This is a genomic window from Streptococcus parasanguinis, from assembly GCF_031582885.1.
GTDB classification, from domain to species: domain Bacteria; phylum Bacillota; class Bacilli; order Lactobacillales; family Streptococcaceae; genus Streptococcus; species Streptococcus parasanguinis_M.
The window spans coordinates 667,074-684,867 of the sequence record NZ_CP133988.1 but is presented as its reverse complement, the minus strand read 5'-3'; the positions used below and the strand labels follow the sequence as shown (position 1 = coordinate 684,867).

Below are 17,794 nucleotides of genomic sequence, written 5' to 3'. Positions count from 1 at the left end.
CTTCTATATTATTGTTTAATTTTCAAATTTTTTTGTAACACATAAAAAATAATTCATTCTACTAGTAAAAAAGTGAATCTCCTATGAGATTCACTCGAAAAAATGATTTTTCCTACTAGATCAGTTCCCCTTCTTTTTACGTCGGGTAAGTCCAGCAATTCCAGCTAACCCTGTAACAACCCCAAGAAGGGCTGATGTTACAGATCCTGTTTCGCCAGTATTTGGAAGGGCCACAGATTGGCTGTGTTTTTGTGATCCACTTGCTGATTCTGATGCAGACAATGACTCTGAATGAGAAATTGATTGGCTCATTGAGTTAGAGTATGAACCGCTAGCAGATGTTGATCCTGATTGTGATTGACTCACTGAAACTGAAGTACTTACTGATGTTGAAGTTGATTCAGGTGCATAGGTACTCAATGATGCTGACTCAGATGCAGATACTGATGTCGAAACTGAAAGCGAAGTAGAGACTGACTGGCTTTCTGATACTGAACTGCTCAACGATGCTGACAATGATTCGGAGGTCGAGATTGATTCAGACGTTGATACTAATTCCGATGTTGAAACTGATTCAGACGTAGACACTGATTCGGATGTTGATACTGATTCGGATGCAGAAACTGATTCGGATGTTGACACCGATTCAGACGTTGATGCTGACTCAGATACTGACGCTGATGCTGATTCTGAGGTTGACACCGATTCAGATGCTGATGCTGACTCAGATGCAGAAACCGATTCGGACGTTGACAATGATTCAGACGTTGAGGCTGACTCAGATACTGACGCTGATTCAGACGTTGAGGCTGACTCAGATACTGACGCTGACTCAGATGTAGATGCCGACTCAGACATCGATACCGACTCAGACGCTGACAATGATTCGGACACTGAGGCTGATTCAGAAGCAGATGCTGAGACTGACTCGGATGTTGAAGCCGATTCAGAGGTAGACACTGATTCGGACGTTGAGACAGATTCTGATGTAGATGCTGACTCTGAAGTCGAAACTGACTGACTTTCTGATACTGAGGTGCTCAACGATGCTGACAATGATTCAGATATCGAGATTGATTCAGACGTTGATGCTGATTCTGAGGCTGACTCTGACTCGGACGTTGAGACTGACTCCGAGGTTGATGCCGATTCGGATGTCGAGATTGATTCAGACGTTGATGCTGATTCAGAGACTGAAACTGACTCGGACGCGGACAATGACTCGGATATCGATACTGATTCTGAGGTTGAGACCGATTCAGAGACAGAAACCGATTCGGACGTAGACACTGATTCAGACGTTGATGCTGACTCAGATGTCGAGATTGATTCCGACGTAGAGACTGATTCGGACGTAGACACTGATTCAGAAGCAGATGCTGATTCTGAGGCTGATACTGATTCAGACATTGAAACTGACTCGGACGTTGAAACTGATTCAGATGTAGATGCAGATTCGGATGTTGAGACTGACTCGGATGTCGAAACGGATTCTGATGCAGACACTGACTGACTTTCTGATACTGAGGTGCTCAACGATGCCGACAATGATTCAGATGTCGAGATTGATTCAGACGTTGATGCTGATTCAGAGACTGAAACTGACTCAGACGTCGATACTGACTCTGAAGTAGAAACTGATTCAGATACAGAAACTGATTCAGATGTAGATACCGACTCAGAGGTCGAGACTGATTCAGAAGTAGAGGCTGATTCGGACGTAGACGCTGACTCAGACGAAGAAACTGACTCAGACGCCGATACCGATTCAGATGTAGACACTGATTCAGACGTTGAGACTGACTCGGACGCGGACAATGACTCGGATGTCGACACTGATTCAGACGTTGATACTGAATCAGACGTTGATACTGATTCAGACGCTGAGACTGACTCGGATGTTGATGTCGACTCAGAGGCTGAGGCTGATTCGGATGTTGACACTGATTCAGAAGCAGACACTGATTCGGACATTGAGACCGACTCAGACGTCGATACCGATTCAGACGTTGAGACTGATTCTGAAGTCGAGACTGACTCAGATACAGAAACCGATTCGGACGTTGAAACCGATTCGGACGTTGAAACTGATTCAGACGCTGAGACTGACTTAGACGCTGAAACCGATTCAGAAGCAGATGCTGACTCGGACGTAGACACTGATTCAGATGTTGATACTGACTCAGACGCTGAAGCTGATTCGGATGTTGAAACCGACTCAGACGCTGAAATTGACTCGGATGTTGAAACTGATTCAGACGTAGACACTGATTCGGACGCAGAGGCTGACTCAGACGTTGATACTGATTCAGATGTAGACACTGATTCGGACGTTGAGACTGACTCAGAGATCGAGACTGACTCGGATGTTGAAACTGACTCAGATGTCGATACCAACTCAGACGTCGAGGCTGACTCAGACGTCGATGCTGATTCAGAGGCTGACGCTGACTCAGACGTTGATACTGATTCAGATGTAGACACTGATTCAGAAGTTGACGCTGACTCGGACGCAGAGGCTGATTCTGACATTGAAACCGACTCTGAAGTCGAAACTGACACCGAAGCAGAGACTGACTGACTTTCAGATACTGAGGTGCTCAACGATGCTGACAATGATTCAGAGGTCGAGATTGATTCAGACGTAGATACTGACTCAGAGGTAGACACTGATTCAGACGCTGAGACTGACTCGGAATCTGATGCTGACTCAGAGGTTGATGCTGATTCAGAAGTTGACGCTGACTCGGACGCAGAGGCTGATTCTGACATTGAAACCGACTCTGAAGTCAAAACTGACACTGAAGCAGAGACTGACTGACTTTCAGATACTGAGGTGCTCAACGATGCTGACAATGATTCAGAGGTCGAGATTGATTCAGACGTAGATACTGACTCAGACGCTGAAACTGACTCTGATGCCGAGACTGATTCAGATACAGAAACCGACTCGGATGTCGACACTGATTCTGAGGTTGACGCCGACTCGGATGTTGAAACTGATTCTGATGTTGACACCGATTCAGACGTTGATACTGACTCGGACGCAGATGCTGACTCAGACGTTGATACAGATTCTGATGTAGATGCTGACTCGGATGTCGAGACTGATTCAGAAGCAGACACTGATTTAGACGTTGAAACTGATTCAGACGTTGAAACTGATTCAGACGTCGATACTGATTCGGATGTTGACACTGATTCAGAAGCAGAGGCTGACTCAGACGTTGACGCTGACTCAGACGTTGACGCTGACTCAGATGCTGAGACTGACTCAGACGTTGAGACTGATTCTGAGGTAGATACTGATTCGGATGTTGACACTGATTCAGAGGCTGAAACTGACTCGGATGTCGATGCTGACTCAGATGTTGACGCTGACTCAGATGCAGACACTGATTCGGACGTTGACACTGATTCAGAAGCCGAAACTGACTCGGATGTTGATACTGATTCAGACGCTGAAACTGATTCAGAGGTTGAGACTGACTCAGACGTTGAAACTGACTCGGACGTTGACACTGATTCAGAAGCCGAAACTGACTCGGATGTTGATACTGATTCAGACGCTGAAACTGATTCAGAGGTTGAAACTGACTCAGACGTTGAAACTGACTCTGACGTTGACACTGATTCTGAGGCTGAAACTGACTCTGAGGCTGATACTGATTCAGATACAGAAACAGACTCGGATGTTGATACTGATTCAGACGCTGAAACTGATTCAGAGGTTGAAACTGACTCAGACGTTGAAACTGACTCTGACGTTGACACTGATTCTGAGGCTGAAACTGACTCTGAGGCTGATACTGATTCAGATACAGAAACAGACTCGGAAGTCGATACTGATTTGGAAGTCGACACCGATTCAGAGGTAGAAACCGACACCGAAGTTGAGGCTGATTGACTCTCTAATACGGAAGTGCTCAACGATGCTGATTTTCTAGCGGACTCACTCAAAGATACTGATGCAGACTCAGATTGCGATTGGCTTACGGATTTTGAAGCAGACTCGCGAGTCGATTGACTTAGTGACTCTGATACCGACTGTGAAAGCGATGCTGATGCTGACTGACTCACTGAAACAGAGGCGCTCGTTGAAGCGGATGTCGAACTTGAGACAGACTGGCTAACCACCTTGGATACACTCGCCGATACCGAAGCAGACTGCAAGGCACTGACACTTGCAGAAGCTGATTCCGATACCTTCACAGATTCAGATTTTCTTGTCGATACAGATTGACTCGTTGAAGCGGATTGAGATTGAGAAACCTCCTTGCTCAACGATTGACTGCGAGATAGACTTGCTTGAGCGGATGCGCTTGCCGATGCTGATTGGCTCAGTGAAGCCGACAAACTTTGCGAGCGAACTGAACTCAGTGACTGGCTCAATGAAACGCTCTGCTGAGCCGATACGCTCTGAGATTGCTTCGTACTTAAAGACTGACTGATCGATTGCGAAGTCTTCGTAGACGCACTCTGACTGTTTGATACAGACTGACTGTGATCGCTATCTGACAGTTTCACCGCTACGACATTGGTCGTACTATCTTTATAAGTAATGGTGACTGTACCATCACTATTAACCGTATAGGACTTAATCCGGTTGGCCACCTCTGGGTTGACCGCCGACACAGCTGCAATCACCTTGCTCTTATCTGCATCTGTCAATGCTGTTAGACTCGTCACCTGAATAGTGCTTGTCGGCGCCACACCTGGTGTACGATCAGCGAGACGCCCCTGAGTAATCCGAATCTCACCCAAACCATTTGGACGGTTCATATTGGAGGCATTGTCAATAGCCGCGACGTTGCGTTGCCATGTATTTCGGTAGGTATGGTAAAGATCATCCTTCAAATGAATGGTCGTTGTGATGGTTGCAGGGTTCGCACTGGTAGCCGTAATATCACCCGTGATAGGAGCAATATCACCTGTTCCATACTGGCTGCCACCAAAGAAATTCCCGTTCAAGGCATTGTCATTCAAATCGGCTCTTGCAACGACTTTCATTTCTTTCAACTTGCCACTATCATCAGTAGCTGTAAAGGTCACAACCGCATCATCACCAGCGTAAATAATATAATTCTTCCCACCACCTTCAAGAGGGGTTGATTTCGGTTCCACACCATTGACGGTCAACTTAGCCGTCACTTCAGGACGTGTGGCATCTGTTACAGCAACCATGTTACTGGCATCGGAATAAACTGCATGGTCACCATACAGAATACGAGCCTTAGCTGTTACTCCACCCGTTTGCAAGGGAGCATTTGGTGTTACGATCGCTTGTCCAGAAGCATCCGCTACTGCTGTTCCGATTTCATCATCATTGTTATACAAGACAACGGTCGATCCAGGCTCAGCACCGGTCACTGTTACAGGCGTTTGGGTGTAGGCTTTCTCCAGTAAGCGTGTCTCTACAGTAGGAGGTGCGAGACGTTGCACAGGCATGGTCACATCATTAGAAGTATTGTCCTTATAGGTAATGGTCACCACACCAGATGATGAAACGGAATAAGATTTAAAGTCCTTTGAAGTGGCAATATTGGGGTTAGCAGTCTTAAACGCTTCCCAAATCTTCTCTTTTTCAGCCTGGGCCAAGTTAGTAGTATCATTGACAAAAGTCGCTGTCGTCACATCCGTAATCGGATTACGAATGCCATCATTTTGCGGCAAAACCTGGATTCGTAGCGTTCGTGTCACTGACTGCTTAGCCGTATTGGTCACTACAAAAGAAACATTATAAATTTTACCAGGCGTTACAACCTCTGTCTGGCCAACAGTCCCCATGATATTAAAGGCAACTGCACTATTTTTCAAGGCCGATGTTTGCGGAACATAAATGCCATTCACACGATCGCTACCAGAAGCGTAGCCAATGCTCTTAATACTATTTCGTGTAGGAATGGTTTCCACAACATTATAAGCCTGATTAATGTAATCAGAGTTATAAACAGAAATCAAGGCATTGTTGGCTGGCCCTAAATTATACTGGGGTGCACGGAGACTGGTATCAGCATCTATACGATTCCCGTTACGTGGATCCCGTTGGCCAGATGTCGCACGAAGCACCGCATTGACCAAGCGGTTCCGAGCACTCTTAGCTTGACTTTCTACGGCATCCATTTGGATTGCCGGATTGGACAAACCAGTACGAATTGCTTCTAAAGCCAGATCTCCACTTTCAATAGCAGATTCCGTCCCAGGAATTTCCAAAGCCTGCGCACGATAGGTGTATAAATCCAAAGCCAAAACTTGCAGACGCTTCACCTGGTCTTCCGAGCGAGTGTTTTGAGCCTCTGCTACTTTCTCACTCGTTTCAGAAGTAGCTACATGAATAGCGTCATTCTCTGAGAGAGTGCTACTAGCGATTTCTGAAGTGGACGGACTCGCTGAAGCACTGACAAGATGAGATTCACTCAAAGATACCGATTGAGATAGAGAGACGCTTTCACTAGCTGACTCTGAAAATGAGATGGATTCACTCATGGAGTGATTCGCTGACACAGAGTCTGTGGTAGACGTCGTTCCCAAGACAAAGCTATCTTGTCCAACCACACCGGTCGATGGGCTGATTTCAGACCCAACAGTCGCATTCATTTCATTTTCCTCAGCAAATACTGGATTGGCAACCGTTGTCGCCCCAGCCAGAGCCCCTAGCACAACCATCCCTTTAACCAGATCCGCAGGCATAGAGTGTGATGATGCTTCGTATTGAACCACGATATTTTCATCTACACCACCTCGCATGACACGAAATAGGCCTAACCGCGAGACAGATGCCCGTACCCAATTCTTTCCTGATTTGATTAATTTATAACGTGTGATTCGCTCCGTTTCGCGAAAATCACCCTTCGAACGTTTGAAAAACATGTCCGCTCCTTAAAAATAAGATATCGAGTTATTATACACTAATTTTCCCCAAAAGTAACTAATTAAGACTAGTTTTTAACATAAAAAACAGCACACAAAAAGAGAACCCGGAGGTTCTCTTTTTGGATCCTTTTTCATTTCCCACATACCTGAAATGACCGAATCAAATTAGGATAGAAGATTATTTTTCATCTTCTTTTTTGCGGCTTCCAAGTGCTGCAACCCCTGCAACCCCTGCAACTGCTCCAAGAAGAGCTGAAGCTACAGATCCTGTTTCACCAGTATTTGGAAGTTGTTCAAGAGCTGGAGCTGGTTTAGCTGGTTGCTCAGGAACTGGGTTCACTGGTGTATTAGGTGTTGGATCTACCGGTGTGTTTGGTGTTGGATCCATTGGTTTATTAGGTGTTGGATCTACCGGAGTATTTGGTGTTGGTGTTGGTGGCACTGGAGTATTTGGTGTTGGTGTTGGTGGCACTGGAGTGTTTGGTGTTGGAACGTTTGGAGTCTTCACAAGTTTGTAAACATAAGTAACGTTCTTATCACCTTCGATAACTTTACCAGTTGTTGGGTCAGTTGTTGTCAAGTGACCTTCACCGTCAACGTTACCTACTGGGTAGTTACCTTGTGGTACCAATTCATAGACTTTACCATCTGCAGTTGTGATTGTCTTAGGACGGTTATCCACAACTGTATCGTAGTCTTTACCTACTGGTTGGTCTTTTTCATCCACTACTGAAGTCTTGATTGTGTTACCATTTTCATCTACATAGTGAACGTATACATTACCCTTAGGTTGTACAGGTTCTTCGACAAGTTTGTAGATGTAAGTAACGTCTTTACGTCCTTCAACCACTTTACCAGTTGTTGGGTCTGTTGATTCAAGGTGACCTTGAGTATCTACTTTACCAACTGTGTAGTTTCCGACTGGTACGATTTCGTAAGTTTTACCTTCGAATCTAATGTATTGTGGACGGTTATCTTCAACAGTGTTGTAGTCTTTACCTACTGGTTGGTCTAACTCATCTGTTACTGATTCTTTAATGGTATTACCTTCAGTATCTTTGTAGTGTACGTATACGCTACCCTTAGGTTGAGTTGGTTGTTCTTTAAGTTTGTAGATATAAGTAACGTCTTTACGTCCTTCGATCACTTTACCAGTTGTAGCATCTGATGACTCAAGGTGACCTTGTTCATCAACTTTACCTACAGTGTAGTTACCGGCTGGTACCAATTCATATGTCTTACCATTGTATTGGATTTCTTTTGGACGGTTGTCTACTACTGTATCGTAGTCTTTATCAACTGGTTGATCTTTTTCGTCAGTGACATCATCTTTAATTGTGTTACCTTCAGTGTCTTTATAGTGAACGTAAACGTCACCCTTCACTTCTTTGTATACGTAAGTGATGATTGAACGTGGTTTATCAACTTTACCTTTAATTGGATCAGATGATTCTAAGTGTCCATCGCCATCAACTTTACCTACTGGGTAGTCACCTTTCGGTACGATCTTGTATGTCTTACCGTCTGGAGTCTTGATAGTGTTAGGTTTTTCACCTTCCTCAGTTGTGTTATATGGTGTATCATATGGTGAGTTTGGTGTGTCTTGACGAGGTTTTTGAATTTCTTTACCTTTTTCGTCTACGTAAGTGATGATGACGTCACCTTCTTTAGGTTTCGTTGGATCTTCTTTCAATTTGTAGACGTAAGTGACATTCTTATCACCTTCAACAACTTTACCAGTTGTAGCATCATCACCTGTCCAGTGACCTTGTTCGTCGACTTGACCTACTGGGTAGTTACCAGCTGGTACCAATTCGTATGTCTTACCTTGGAACTCGATCGTGCTTGGACGGTTGTCTACTACTGTATCGTAGTCTTTACCTACAGGTTGATCTTTTTCGTCAGTGACATCGTCTTTAATCTTGTTACCATTAACGTCAACATAGTGTACGTAGACATTACCCTTAGGTTGTTTCAATTGGTAGACATATGTTACGTTCTTATCTTTTTCAGCAACTTTACCAGTTGTCTTATCATCACCTGTCCAGTGACCTTGTTCGTCGACTTGACCTACTGGGTAGTTACCGGCTGGTACTAATTCGTATGTCTTTCCTTGGAACTCGATTGTTTGTGGACGGTTGTCCACTACTGTATCGTAGTCTTTACCAATTGGTTGTTCTTTTTCGTCAGTGACAGATGCCTTGATCGTGTTACCTTCAGTATCTACATAGTGAACGTATACGTTACTTACTTCTTGGTAAACATACGTAATGGTTGACTTAGGTTTATCAACTTTACCTTTAATTGGATCAGATGATTCTAAGTGTCCATCTTCGTCAACTTTACCTACTGGGTAGTCACCTTTCGGTACGATCTTATAAGTCTTACCGTCTGGAGTCTTAATAGTATTAGGTTTTTCACCTTCCTCAGTTGTGTTATATGGAGTATCATATGGTGAGTTTGGTGTGTCTTGACGAGGATCTTTAATCACTTTACCTTTTGTATCTACATAAGTGATGATTACTTCACCTTGTTTAGGTGTTTCACTTTCAGAATTTGATGAAGAGTTAGATGCTGATTGTGATACAGATGTAGAAAGTGATGTTGAAGCCGATGTGCTCAATGATGCTGATTGGCTAGCAGATACTGATGCTGACTCAGACGCTGATGTGCTCAATGACGCTGATTGGCTTGCAGATACTGATGCTGATTCAGATGCTGATGTGCTCAATGACGCTGATTGACTAGCTGATACAGAAGCTGATGCTGAAGCTGATGTGCTCAATGATGCTGATTGGCTCGCAGATACTGATGCTGACTCAGACGCTGATGTGCTCAATGATGCTGATTGGCTAGCAGATACTGATGCTGACTCAGATGCTGATGCGCTCAATGACGCTGATACTGATTCAGATGCAGATGCAGATGCTGATGCTGATACTGAAGCCGATGTGCTCAATGACGCTGATTGGCTTGCTGATACTGATGCTGAAGCTGATGCCGATGTGCTCAATGATGCTGATTGGCTCGCAGATACTGATGCTGATTCAGAAGCTGATGTGCTCAATGATGCTGATTGGCTTGCTGATACTGATGCTGATGCTGAAGCCGATGTGCTCAATGACGCTGATTGGCTTGCTGATACGCTTGCTGACTCAGATGCTGATGCGCTCAATGATGCTGACGCTGACTCAGATGCTGAAACAGATTCAGACGTTGATGTTGATGCTGATTCTGATGCTGATGTTGATTCAGAAACTGATTGGCTTGTTGAAGCTGATTGTGATTCTGAAATAGATTGCGATGCAGATTCAGATGCAGAAGCTGATTCGCTCAATGATGCTGATTGGCTTGCAGAAGTAGATGCTGATGCTGAAGCCGATGTGCTCAATGATGCTGATTGGCTTGCTGATACTGATGCTGATGCTGAAGCCGATGCACTCAATGATGCTGATTGGCTTGCAGAAGTAGATGCTGATGCTGAAGCCGATGCGCTCAATGATGCTGATTGACTTGCTGAAGTTGATGCTGATGCTGAAGCCGATGTGCTCAATGATGCTGATTGACTTGCTGAAGTTGATGCTGATGCTGAAGCCGATGTGCTCAATGATGCTGATTCAGACGCTGATACAGAAGCTGATTCTTGTGCTGATGTACTCAATGACGCAGATTCAGATGCTGATACAGAAGCTGATTCTTGCGCTGACGTACTCAATGATGATGATTGACTCGCTGACACACTCGCTGATTCAACAGCTGATTGGCTCAATGAGGCAGAAGCTGATTCAGACGCTGATTTAGAAGCTTGTTCTGATTTAGATTGAACCAATGATGTTGATGCTGATGCTGATTCAGATAATGAAGATGAAGTCGTATCTGAGTTTGATTGAGAATCCTCTTTCAATTTGTAGATATAGGTAACATTTTTATCTTCTTTAGCAACTGAACCTGTAATTGGGTCTGAAGTTGTAAGGTGACCATCTGAGTCAACTTGACCAACAGTATATGTACCTGCTGGTACCAACTCGTAAGTTTTACCATTGTACTCAATTGTACCTGGACGGTTATCTACTACTGTATCATAGTGTTTATTGATAGGTTGTTGATTTTCATCTGTTACTGAAGCTTTAATAGTTGTTCCTTCAGTATCTTTATAGTGAACGTAAACATTCCCTTTTTCATCTGACTTCTTGTAGTAGTGTGTTACATCATTAGAAACTGGTTTAATTGAAGAGATTGAGAAGTTATTAAAGAATGATGGATAACCACTTGCTTTATCACCTGGTGTATTACCACCGATGATATTTGAAGTATTGTTACGAACTGGGTCAACATCAGTTGAGAATTGAGGTGAAGCTGTAAAGGCGTCTCCAGTTGCTTTATTGTACCAACCACTCAAACGTACATTACCACCAGCTGAATCTGAATAAGTTGCTACTTTGAGTCTGTAGTTTCCGTCTTTACTATCTACATAACCTACTTCTTTAGGATCGGTACTAGTTCCTTCAACAGTAGCTCTTGTTCCTGGTTTAGCAGGATCAGAAGTGTAAACCAAAGTATAATTATCAAAGTTCAAATTGTTTACATCTGTTGATGGGCTATATGAAGAAACTTTAGAAGGGTCCAAAACATAAAACTTAACTACTGATGAACCATCTGTAGATACTTGCTCAATAACACGTTTCACATAGTAATGTGCACGTCCACCTTGAAGTTCAAGATATTTAGCACCAACACCTCCCAATGTACCACTCATGTCATTCGATGAATCTGTACGTGTGTATACATATCCTTCAAAATCACGTGGTTGAGAAGCAGTGTAATTTTGTCCTTCAATACCTGTTTGAGTATATGTAGCCAACTGAGTTCCATCTTCTGTTTTGTAATAAGTTGTATGATTTACTTTATCAGTTGGAATATTTGTTTGAACGTTAGGTTTTGTATCATTTTCATTTCCTGGGAATGAAGTGTCACGAACCTGAAGAATATGGTGTTTATATTTATCACTTGCAGTTGGACCAGCATCACGGTTGTTTGTCCAAGTTCCTAGGATTTGAGATGCGTCACCAGTAGTATAGTCAAACTGAGGAGCATAAGTTGAATTGGCATTTACTAAAGTATTGAATTTATAAGTTGAACCCGCAGTCATATCCAAAGTTTCAACTTCATTTCCTGTTGACTTATCTACCAAACGAGCATGTACAGTAGGCGTATTGCTTGTACCCACAGTAGAGCGGTCAACTGAGAATGTCACATAGTAGCCACCGTTACTATAAGTAACACCACCTTGAGATGCAGGACCTTGCCAGTTTTGAAGGTCCCAAATAGAAAACGTATAACGAGAGGCACTTGGATCTAGTTTATAGTTTGGATTTGTCCACGCTGGATCAGAAATTGATGCGCCGTTAGCATCAGTCATACTTGGACTTACTTCAATATTTGCTGCAAGTGTATTTGAAGTAGAGATTGGAGCCAACTGTGCTGAAATTGCTGGAGCACCGTTTACTGTTGTGTTTCCAGTAAATCCTGCTGCAGTCAAGGTTGCCATCATGTCATCTACTGACTTGCTCAAACGTTCGCGTTGGTCTGCGTATGATTGAGCTGAAGCATTAGCGTTGATCAAGCTGTTGCTTGCTGTCAATTCTGTTTGAACTTTAGCGATGGCAGCATCAAGTGCTGCTTTCTTTTCTGGAGCAGAAACAGTTGCTGAGTAGTCGCTTGCGATCTTGTTCAACAATTCTGCTTCTGAAGTGTTTTGTTCCAAAACAACTTTATCATCAGCTTTAGCAACAGTTGTCGTTGCTTCTGAAGTTGCTTCAGATCCAGCTACTACAGTTGATTCGCTAAGAGCTGCTGAAAGTTCTGCTGAACCTTGTTCACTCAATGAAGCTGAGTGAGATACAGATACGCTTGTAGATGTTGAAGCACTTGCAGATGCAGAAGCGCTAGCTGATTCTGTAGTTGACTCAGTTGTTGATTCTGTAGTTGATTCAGATTGAGATTCAGTTGTTGAAGTTGTACCAAGTACTGTACTTCCTTGCTCTACAAGAGCTTCGCTTGAAAGCTCAGATGCAGTCGCAACATCTGATCCAATTTCATCAGCTTTAGCAGTATTCGCTACTGTAGCTGCACCAAAAACAGCCCCAGCTGCTACGATCCCTTTGAGCAAGCCACGGCTTGTCATTTCTTTCACTGATACTGCGTCTTCACGCACTTCAGCTACAACAGTCTCTTCGACTTGACCACGAATGACTTTCAAAAGACCAAAGTTAGAAGTCGCTGCTCGCAACCAGTTTTTACCTGACTTGATCAATTTGAAACGAGTCACTCGATCCGTTTCACGGAATTCACCATTAGAACGTTTAAAAAACATTTCTGTCTCCTTATTACATTTTTTATTTCCCTTACATTATAGACTAATGTGTCGATTTTTGGAAGCAATTATCCTTAATTATTGCTATTTTTTTATAATTTTTGTTTTAGATAGTAATAAAATCGTTTTCAGTAGGATCAATTTGTCAAACCGGGGCAATTTTTTGAAAAAATCCTATAATACTTTTACTTTAGAGGTAAAACAAAAAGCCCCATTTAATAGGGACTTTTCTGATAATTATCTGATTTTTTCCAACATACTTTCAATGTGTTGGATGGATTTTTCGCGTCCAAGTAAATAGATGGTATCTGGCAATTCAGGACCATGCATTTCACCTGAAACGGCAATACGGATTGGCATAAAGAGATTCTTCCCTTTGATCCCAGTTTCTTTTTGAACCGCTTTGATTTGTGGGAAGATATTTTCTGCCACAAACTCATCGTCTGACATGGCTTCCAATTTCGCTTTGAAGGCTTCAAGTACAGTCGGAACCGTTTCACCAGCCATGACTTCTTTTTCTGCATCTGTCAACTCTGGGAAGTCTGAGAAGAAAAGGTCTGTCAATGGAACGATTTCGTCCACCGACTTCATTTGTGGCTTGTAGAGTTCTACAAACTTCTCAGCCTTGTCTGTCAAACGACCTGCTTCTTCGAGGAATGGCTTGGCCATTTCAAAGATAGTCGCAAGATCCGCATTCTTGATATACTCATTGCTCATCCAGTCCATTTTCTTCTGGTCGAAAGCAGCTGGAGACTTGCTGAGACGATGTTCATCAAAGAGCTTGATGAGTTCTTCGCGAGAGAAGATTTCGTCTTCCCCACCAGGGTTCCAACCAAGAAGAGCGATGAAGTTAAAGACTGCTTCTGGAAGGTAGCCCTTCTTACGGTAATCTTCGATAAATTGAAGGGTATTCGTATCACGTTTAGACAATTTCTTACCAGTTTCAGAATTGATGATAAGTGTCATGTGACCGAATTCTGGTGCTTCCCAACCAAGGGCTTCATAGACCATGAGCTGTTTTGGGGTGTTGGCAATGTGGTCGTCTCCACGGATAACGTGAGAGATTTGCATGTCGTGGTCATCGATCACAACGGCAAAGTTGTAAGTTGGGTAGCCATCTTTCTTCTGGATGACCCAATCCCCACCGATATTGCCACCTTCAAACTCGATATCGCCTTTGACCATATCATGCCATTTGTAGATACCTGACTCATTGACTGCCAAACGAACCGTTGGAATCACACCAGCTGCTTCACGTTCTGCGATATAAGCTGCTTTTTCTTCTTCGCTCATACCAAGGTATTCATTGATATAGCGAGGTGTTTCACCTGCTGCTTCTTGGCGTTCACGTTCCGCTGCCAACTCTTCTTCTGTAACGTAAGATTTGTAGGCTTTTCCTTCTGCCAAGAGTTGGTCGATGTATTTTTGGTAGAGTTCCAAACGCTCAGACTGGCGGTAGTTTTCATGCGTCTCAGGGCTTTCATCCCAGTCCATGCCCAACCAACGAAGGTTTTCAAGCTGTGAACGTTCGCCGTCTTCGACGTGACGTTTGCGGTCTGTATCCTCGATACGGATGATAAAGGTTCCACCATGGTGACGCGCATACAAGTAGTTAAACAATGCTGTACGAGCATTTCCGATGTGTAGTAGCCCTGTTGGACTTGGTGCATAACGCACACGAATATCTTTTGCCATATTTCTCTCCTCTTATCTTGTTCGCTATTTCTAGCTCATTTTTCAATCGTTCCTATTATACCACAAAGAAAGCAGGACTGAAATGAATAAGTGACCTTTCTAGCCTTTCTTCCTATATATATGAAAAAGCCAGAACAAATGCTCTGACTGATATCCAATCTATTGGTATCTTAGCTTAACCGTTCTTCCAATTCAAAGTCGATTGGCAGGGTTTGTAAAAAGTGCTCCAACTCACGTTCCCAGTAGAACCATTCGTGCTTACCTGGACTGTGGGTATAGGTGACATCCAAACCTAACTTTTCTAGTTCCTTGACTTCAAAATTATTGGCCTCATAAAGGAAATCCTGCTCCCCACACCAGATCCAGAGTTTGGTCTTCTTATCTGAAAACTTCTTGGCAGCAGTCTCTAGCGAGTAGGGACTGGTCGTCCAATCCTCAATCTCTCCAAAGATCCCCTTCCAAAAAGCTGGTTGCTCCAAGTCATTGTTTTCAAAGTCCCGATCGTGGAAACTCAGAGCACCGGAAAAACTAGCCGCATGGGAGAAACGATTCGTCTTGAGAGCCAAGAGCATCGATCCATAGCCACCCATGGATAGGCCAGCAATAAAGGTTTTCTCCCGTTTCTTGGTCATATTAGGGAAGAAGCGAGAAAGAGTCTCTGGCAATTCCTCCGCAATAGCTGTGTAATAGTTGTAGCCATACTGGGTATCTGTGTAAAAACCATTATTGGTATTAGGCAGGACCACGATCAGATTGGTATTTCGCAAAATGCGCTCCACATTAGTCCGCTTCAACCAAGAGTGGTGGTTGCCATTCATCCCGTGCAAGAGATAAAGGACCGGAATATCCGTATCCGCTGGATCTTCCACGCGCGATGCATCGGGATAAAGGACGGACACGCCCCACTCCATCTTCAAGGCTTCTGAATAATACTCAATCTGCATAACTGCCATTTGATTTCCTCTTTCTACTGTTAAAAACACTCGGCAAGCCTTCGCCCACCAAGCGTTTCGTTTTCTACTATTATTTCACTTCCATCACGACTGGTAGGATGGCTGGACGACGTTTGGTTTGTTCAAACAAGAACTTAGACAAGTTGTCGCGTACCAAACCTTTTAACTCACCCCAATCAAAGCTGTCTTGTGCCAAATAGTCTTCAACACTTTGGTTGACCAATTCGCAACTTTCACGAAGAATATCCCGACTCTTCTTGACATAGACAAAACCACGGGTGTGCACGCGCGCTTTGGAAATAATTTTCTTCTCTTTGCGATTCACCGTGAGCGCCACGATAAAGATCCCGTCTTCTGACAAGACCTTGCGGTCACGAAGGACAATATTGCCCACATCACCAATGGCATTCCCATCGATCATGACATCTCCAGCTGAGACGCTACCGGCAGGGACGAAGTCCCCCTTTTCGTACTCCATCACAGTTCCGCGTTTTGGAATAAAGATATTTTCAGGCAAGATACCGACTTCCATCGCTACTCGTGCATGGGCATCCAATTCGCGGTATTCCCCTTGGATCGGGAAGAGGTATTTTGGACGAAGAAGGTTGATCATCAACTGCAAGTCCCGTGCGTTTCCGTGACCAGACACGCGCAAGCTTGACGTGATCAATTTGACAATGCCACCTGCTTGGTAGATCATGTTTTCCACACGAGCCACCACAGCTTCTTTAGCAATAGATGGCGTTGTGACAACGTAGACCAAGTCCCCATCTTTGATTTCCACATAACGGTGACGGCCAATAGACATCTTGCGCAAACCGTTGATCGGCTCACCCATCCGGCCTGTTTCCAAAATGATCAATTCATGATCTTCAAAACGGCTCATTTCTTTTGGCTTGATCAAGAGTTTTTCGTTGGCAAGAGACAATTTGTTCAAGCGAATAGCTGTGCGGACGATGTTTTCCACATCAAACCCTGTCAAGACCACTCGACGGCCAGTCTCAGCCGCAGCATCAAAGACCTGCTGAATCCGAGAAAGGTTGCTGGCTACCGCCGCTACGATGACACGACCATCCCAGTCTGCAATCGTATCTAAGATAGCATCGCCTACTTCTTGCTCACTGGCAACTTGAATGTTACTATCCGCATTGGCCGAGTCACTCAAGAGAGCAAGTACGCCTTCACGTCCAATCTCAGCTAGGCGAGCAAAGTCTGTCGCGTATGACTCGCTGGCAGTTTGGTCAAATTTAAAGTCTCCTGTATAGACGATATTGCCCTCAGGAGTGCCAATCACAATCCCGATACTTTCAGGGATGGAGTGGGTTGTTTGGAAGAAAGAGACGACGGCATCACCAAAGTCAATTTCAGAATTCTGATCGATGACATGGAAATCATTGAATTTCTTGACACTATCATTGCTTTTTACAAAGAGTTTAGCCAACTCAATGGTCAACTCTGTCCCGAATACAGGAACTTTCGCTTCCGCCAAAAGATATGGCAAGGCCCCAATGGCATCCGCATGACCATGGGTCAAGAAAACACCCGCAATGCGGTCCTTGTTTTCAAATAGATAATCCATGTTGGGGATAACGACATCCACCCCAAGTTGCTCATTTTCTGGATACTTCAAACCTGCATCCAAGACAAAAATCGAATCGTTCACTTCGGCAACGTAGAGATTTTTCCCATTTTCTCGAACACCGCCAAGAGTGACTAATTTAATACTACTCACTGTTGTCTCCTTTAGTGTGATTATTTTAATACTTACGGTCCTTGGTCGCCCAAGTCGAATTACAGCTTTGCAAATACTTGCATATCCACTCTATTATACAATTTTTTTCTCTTTTTTTCAAAAAGCTTTCCACAGCAAAAAAGTCCTCTCATCTGAAGTAGATGAGAG

Annotated in this window: 5 protein-coding genes; all 5 read right to left on the bottom strand. The window is 43.8% G+C overall.

Going from position 1 to position 17,794, the window contains the following annotated elements; all coding sequences use genetic code 11:
* Positions 1-120 precede the first annotated feature (120 nt).
* The 5 genes from RDV49_RS10410 to RDV49_RS03245 all read right to left on the bottom strand — a co-directional run bounded on the left by RDV49_RS10410 (position 121) and on the right by RDV49_RS03245 (position 17,626).
* Complete coding sequence (locus tag RDV49_RS10410; protein ID WP_375141566.1) at positions 121-6,870, bottom strand: accessory Sec-dependent serine-rich glycoprotein adhesin; 6,750 nt, start codon at positions 6,868-6,870, stop codon at positions 121-123.
* A gap of 181 nt (positions 6,871-7,051) precedes the next feature.
* Positions 7,052-13,246, bottom strand: a complete 6,195-nt coding sequence (locus tag RDV49_RS03260) for an accessory Sec-dependent serine-rich glycoprotein adhesin (RefSeq protein ID WP_050783544.1) — start codon at positions 13,244-13,246, stop codon at positions 7,052-7,054.
* A 237-nt stretch (positions 13,247-13,483) separates the two neighbouring features.
* A complete protein-coding gene (gene gltX / locus RDV49_RS03255) occupies positions 13,484-14,941 on the bottom strand; it encodes a glutamate--tRNA ligase (protein ID WP_003008946.1) in 1,458 nt (485 codons plus the stop codon).
* Positions 14,942-15,111: 170 nt separating this feature from the next.
* On the bottom strand, positions 15,112-15,894 hold the full coding sequence (locus RDV49_RS03250) for an alpha/beta hydrolase (protein WP_003008948.1): 783 nt from the start codon (positions 15,892-15,894) through the stop codon (positions 15,112-15,114).
* A 70-nt stretch (positions 15,895-15,964) separates the two neighbouring features.
* A complete protein-coding gene (locus RDV49_RS03245) occupies positions 15,965-17,626 on the bottom strand; it encodes a ribonuclease J (protein ID WP_003008950.1) in 1,662 nt (553 codons plus the stop codon).
* Positions 17,627-17,794 lie beyond the last annotated feature (168 nt).

What these genes read in the sequence shown, in the direction of transcription:
- gltX (WP_003008946.1), bottom strand. Translation starts at nt 14,941, where the DNA reads ATGGCAAAAGATATTCGTGTGCGTTATGCACCAAGTCCAACAGGGCTA.
- RDV49_RS10410 (WP_375141566.1), bottom strand. Translation starts at nt 6,870, where the DNA reads ATGTTTTTCAAACGTTCGAAGGGTGATTTTCGCGAAACGGAGCGAATC.
- RDV49_RS03250 (WP_003008948.1), bottom strand. Translation starts at nt 15,894, where the DNA reads ATGGCAGTTATGCAGATTGAGTATTATTCAGAAGCCTTGAAGATGGAG.
- RDV49_RS03260 (WP_050783544.1), bottom strand. Translation starts at nt 13,246, where the DNA reads ATGTTTTTTAAACGTTCTAATGGTGAATTCCGTGAAACGGATCGAGTG.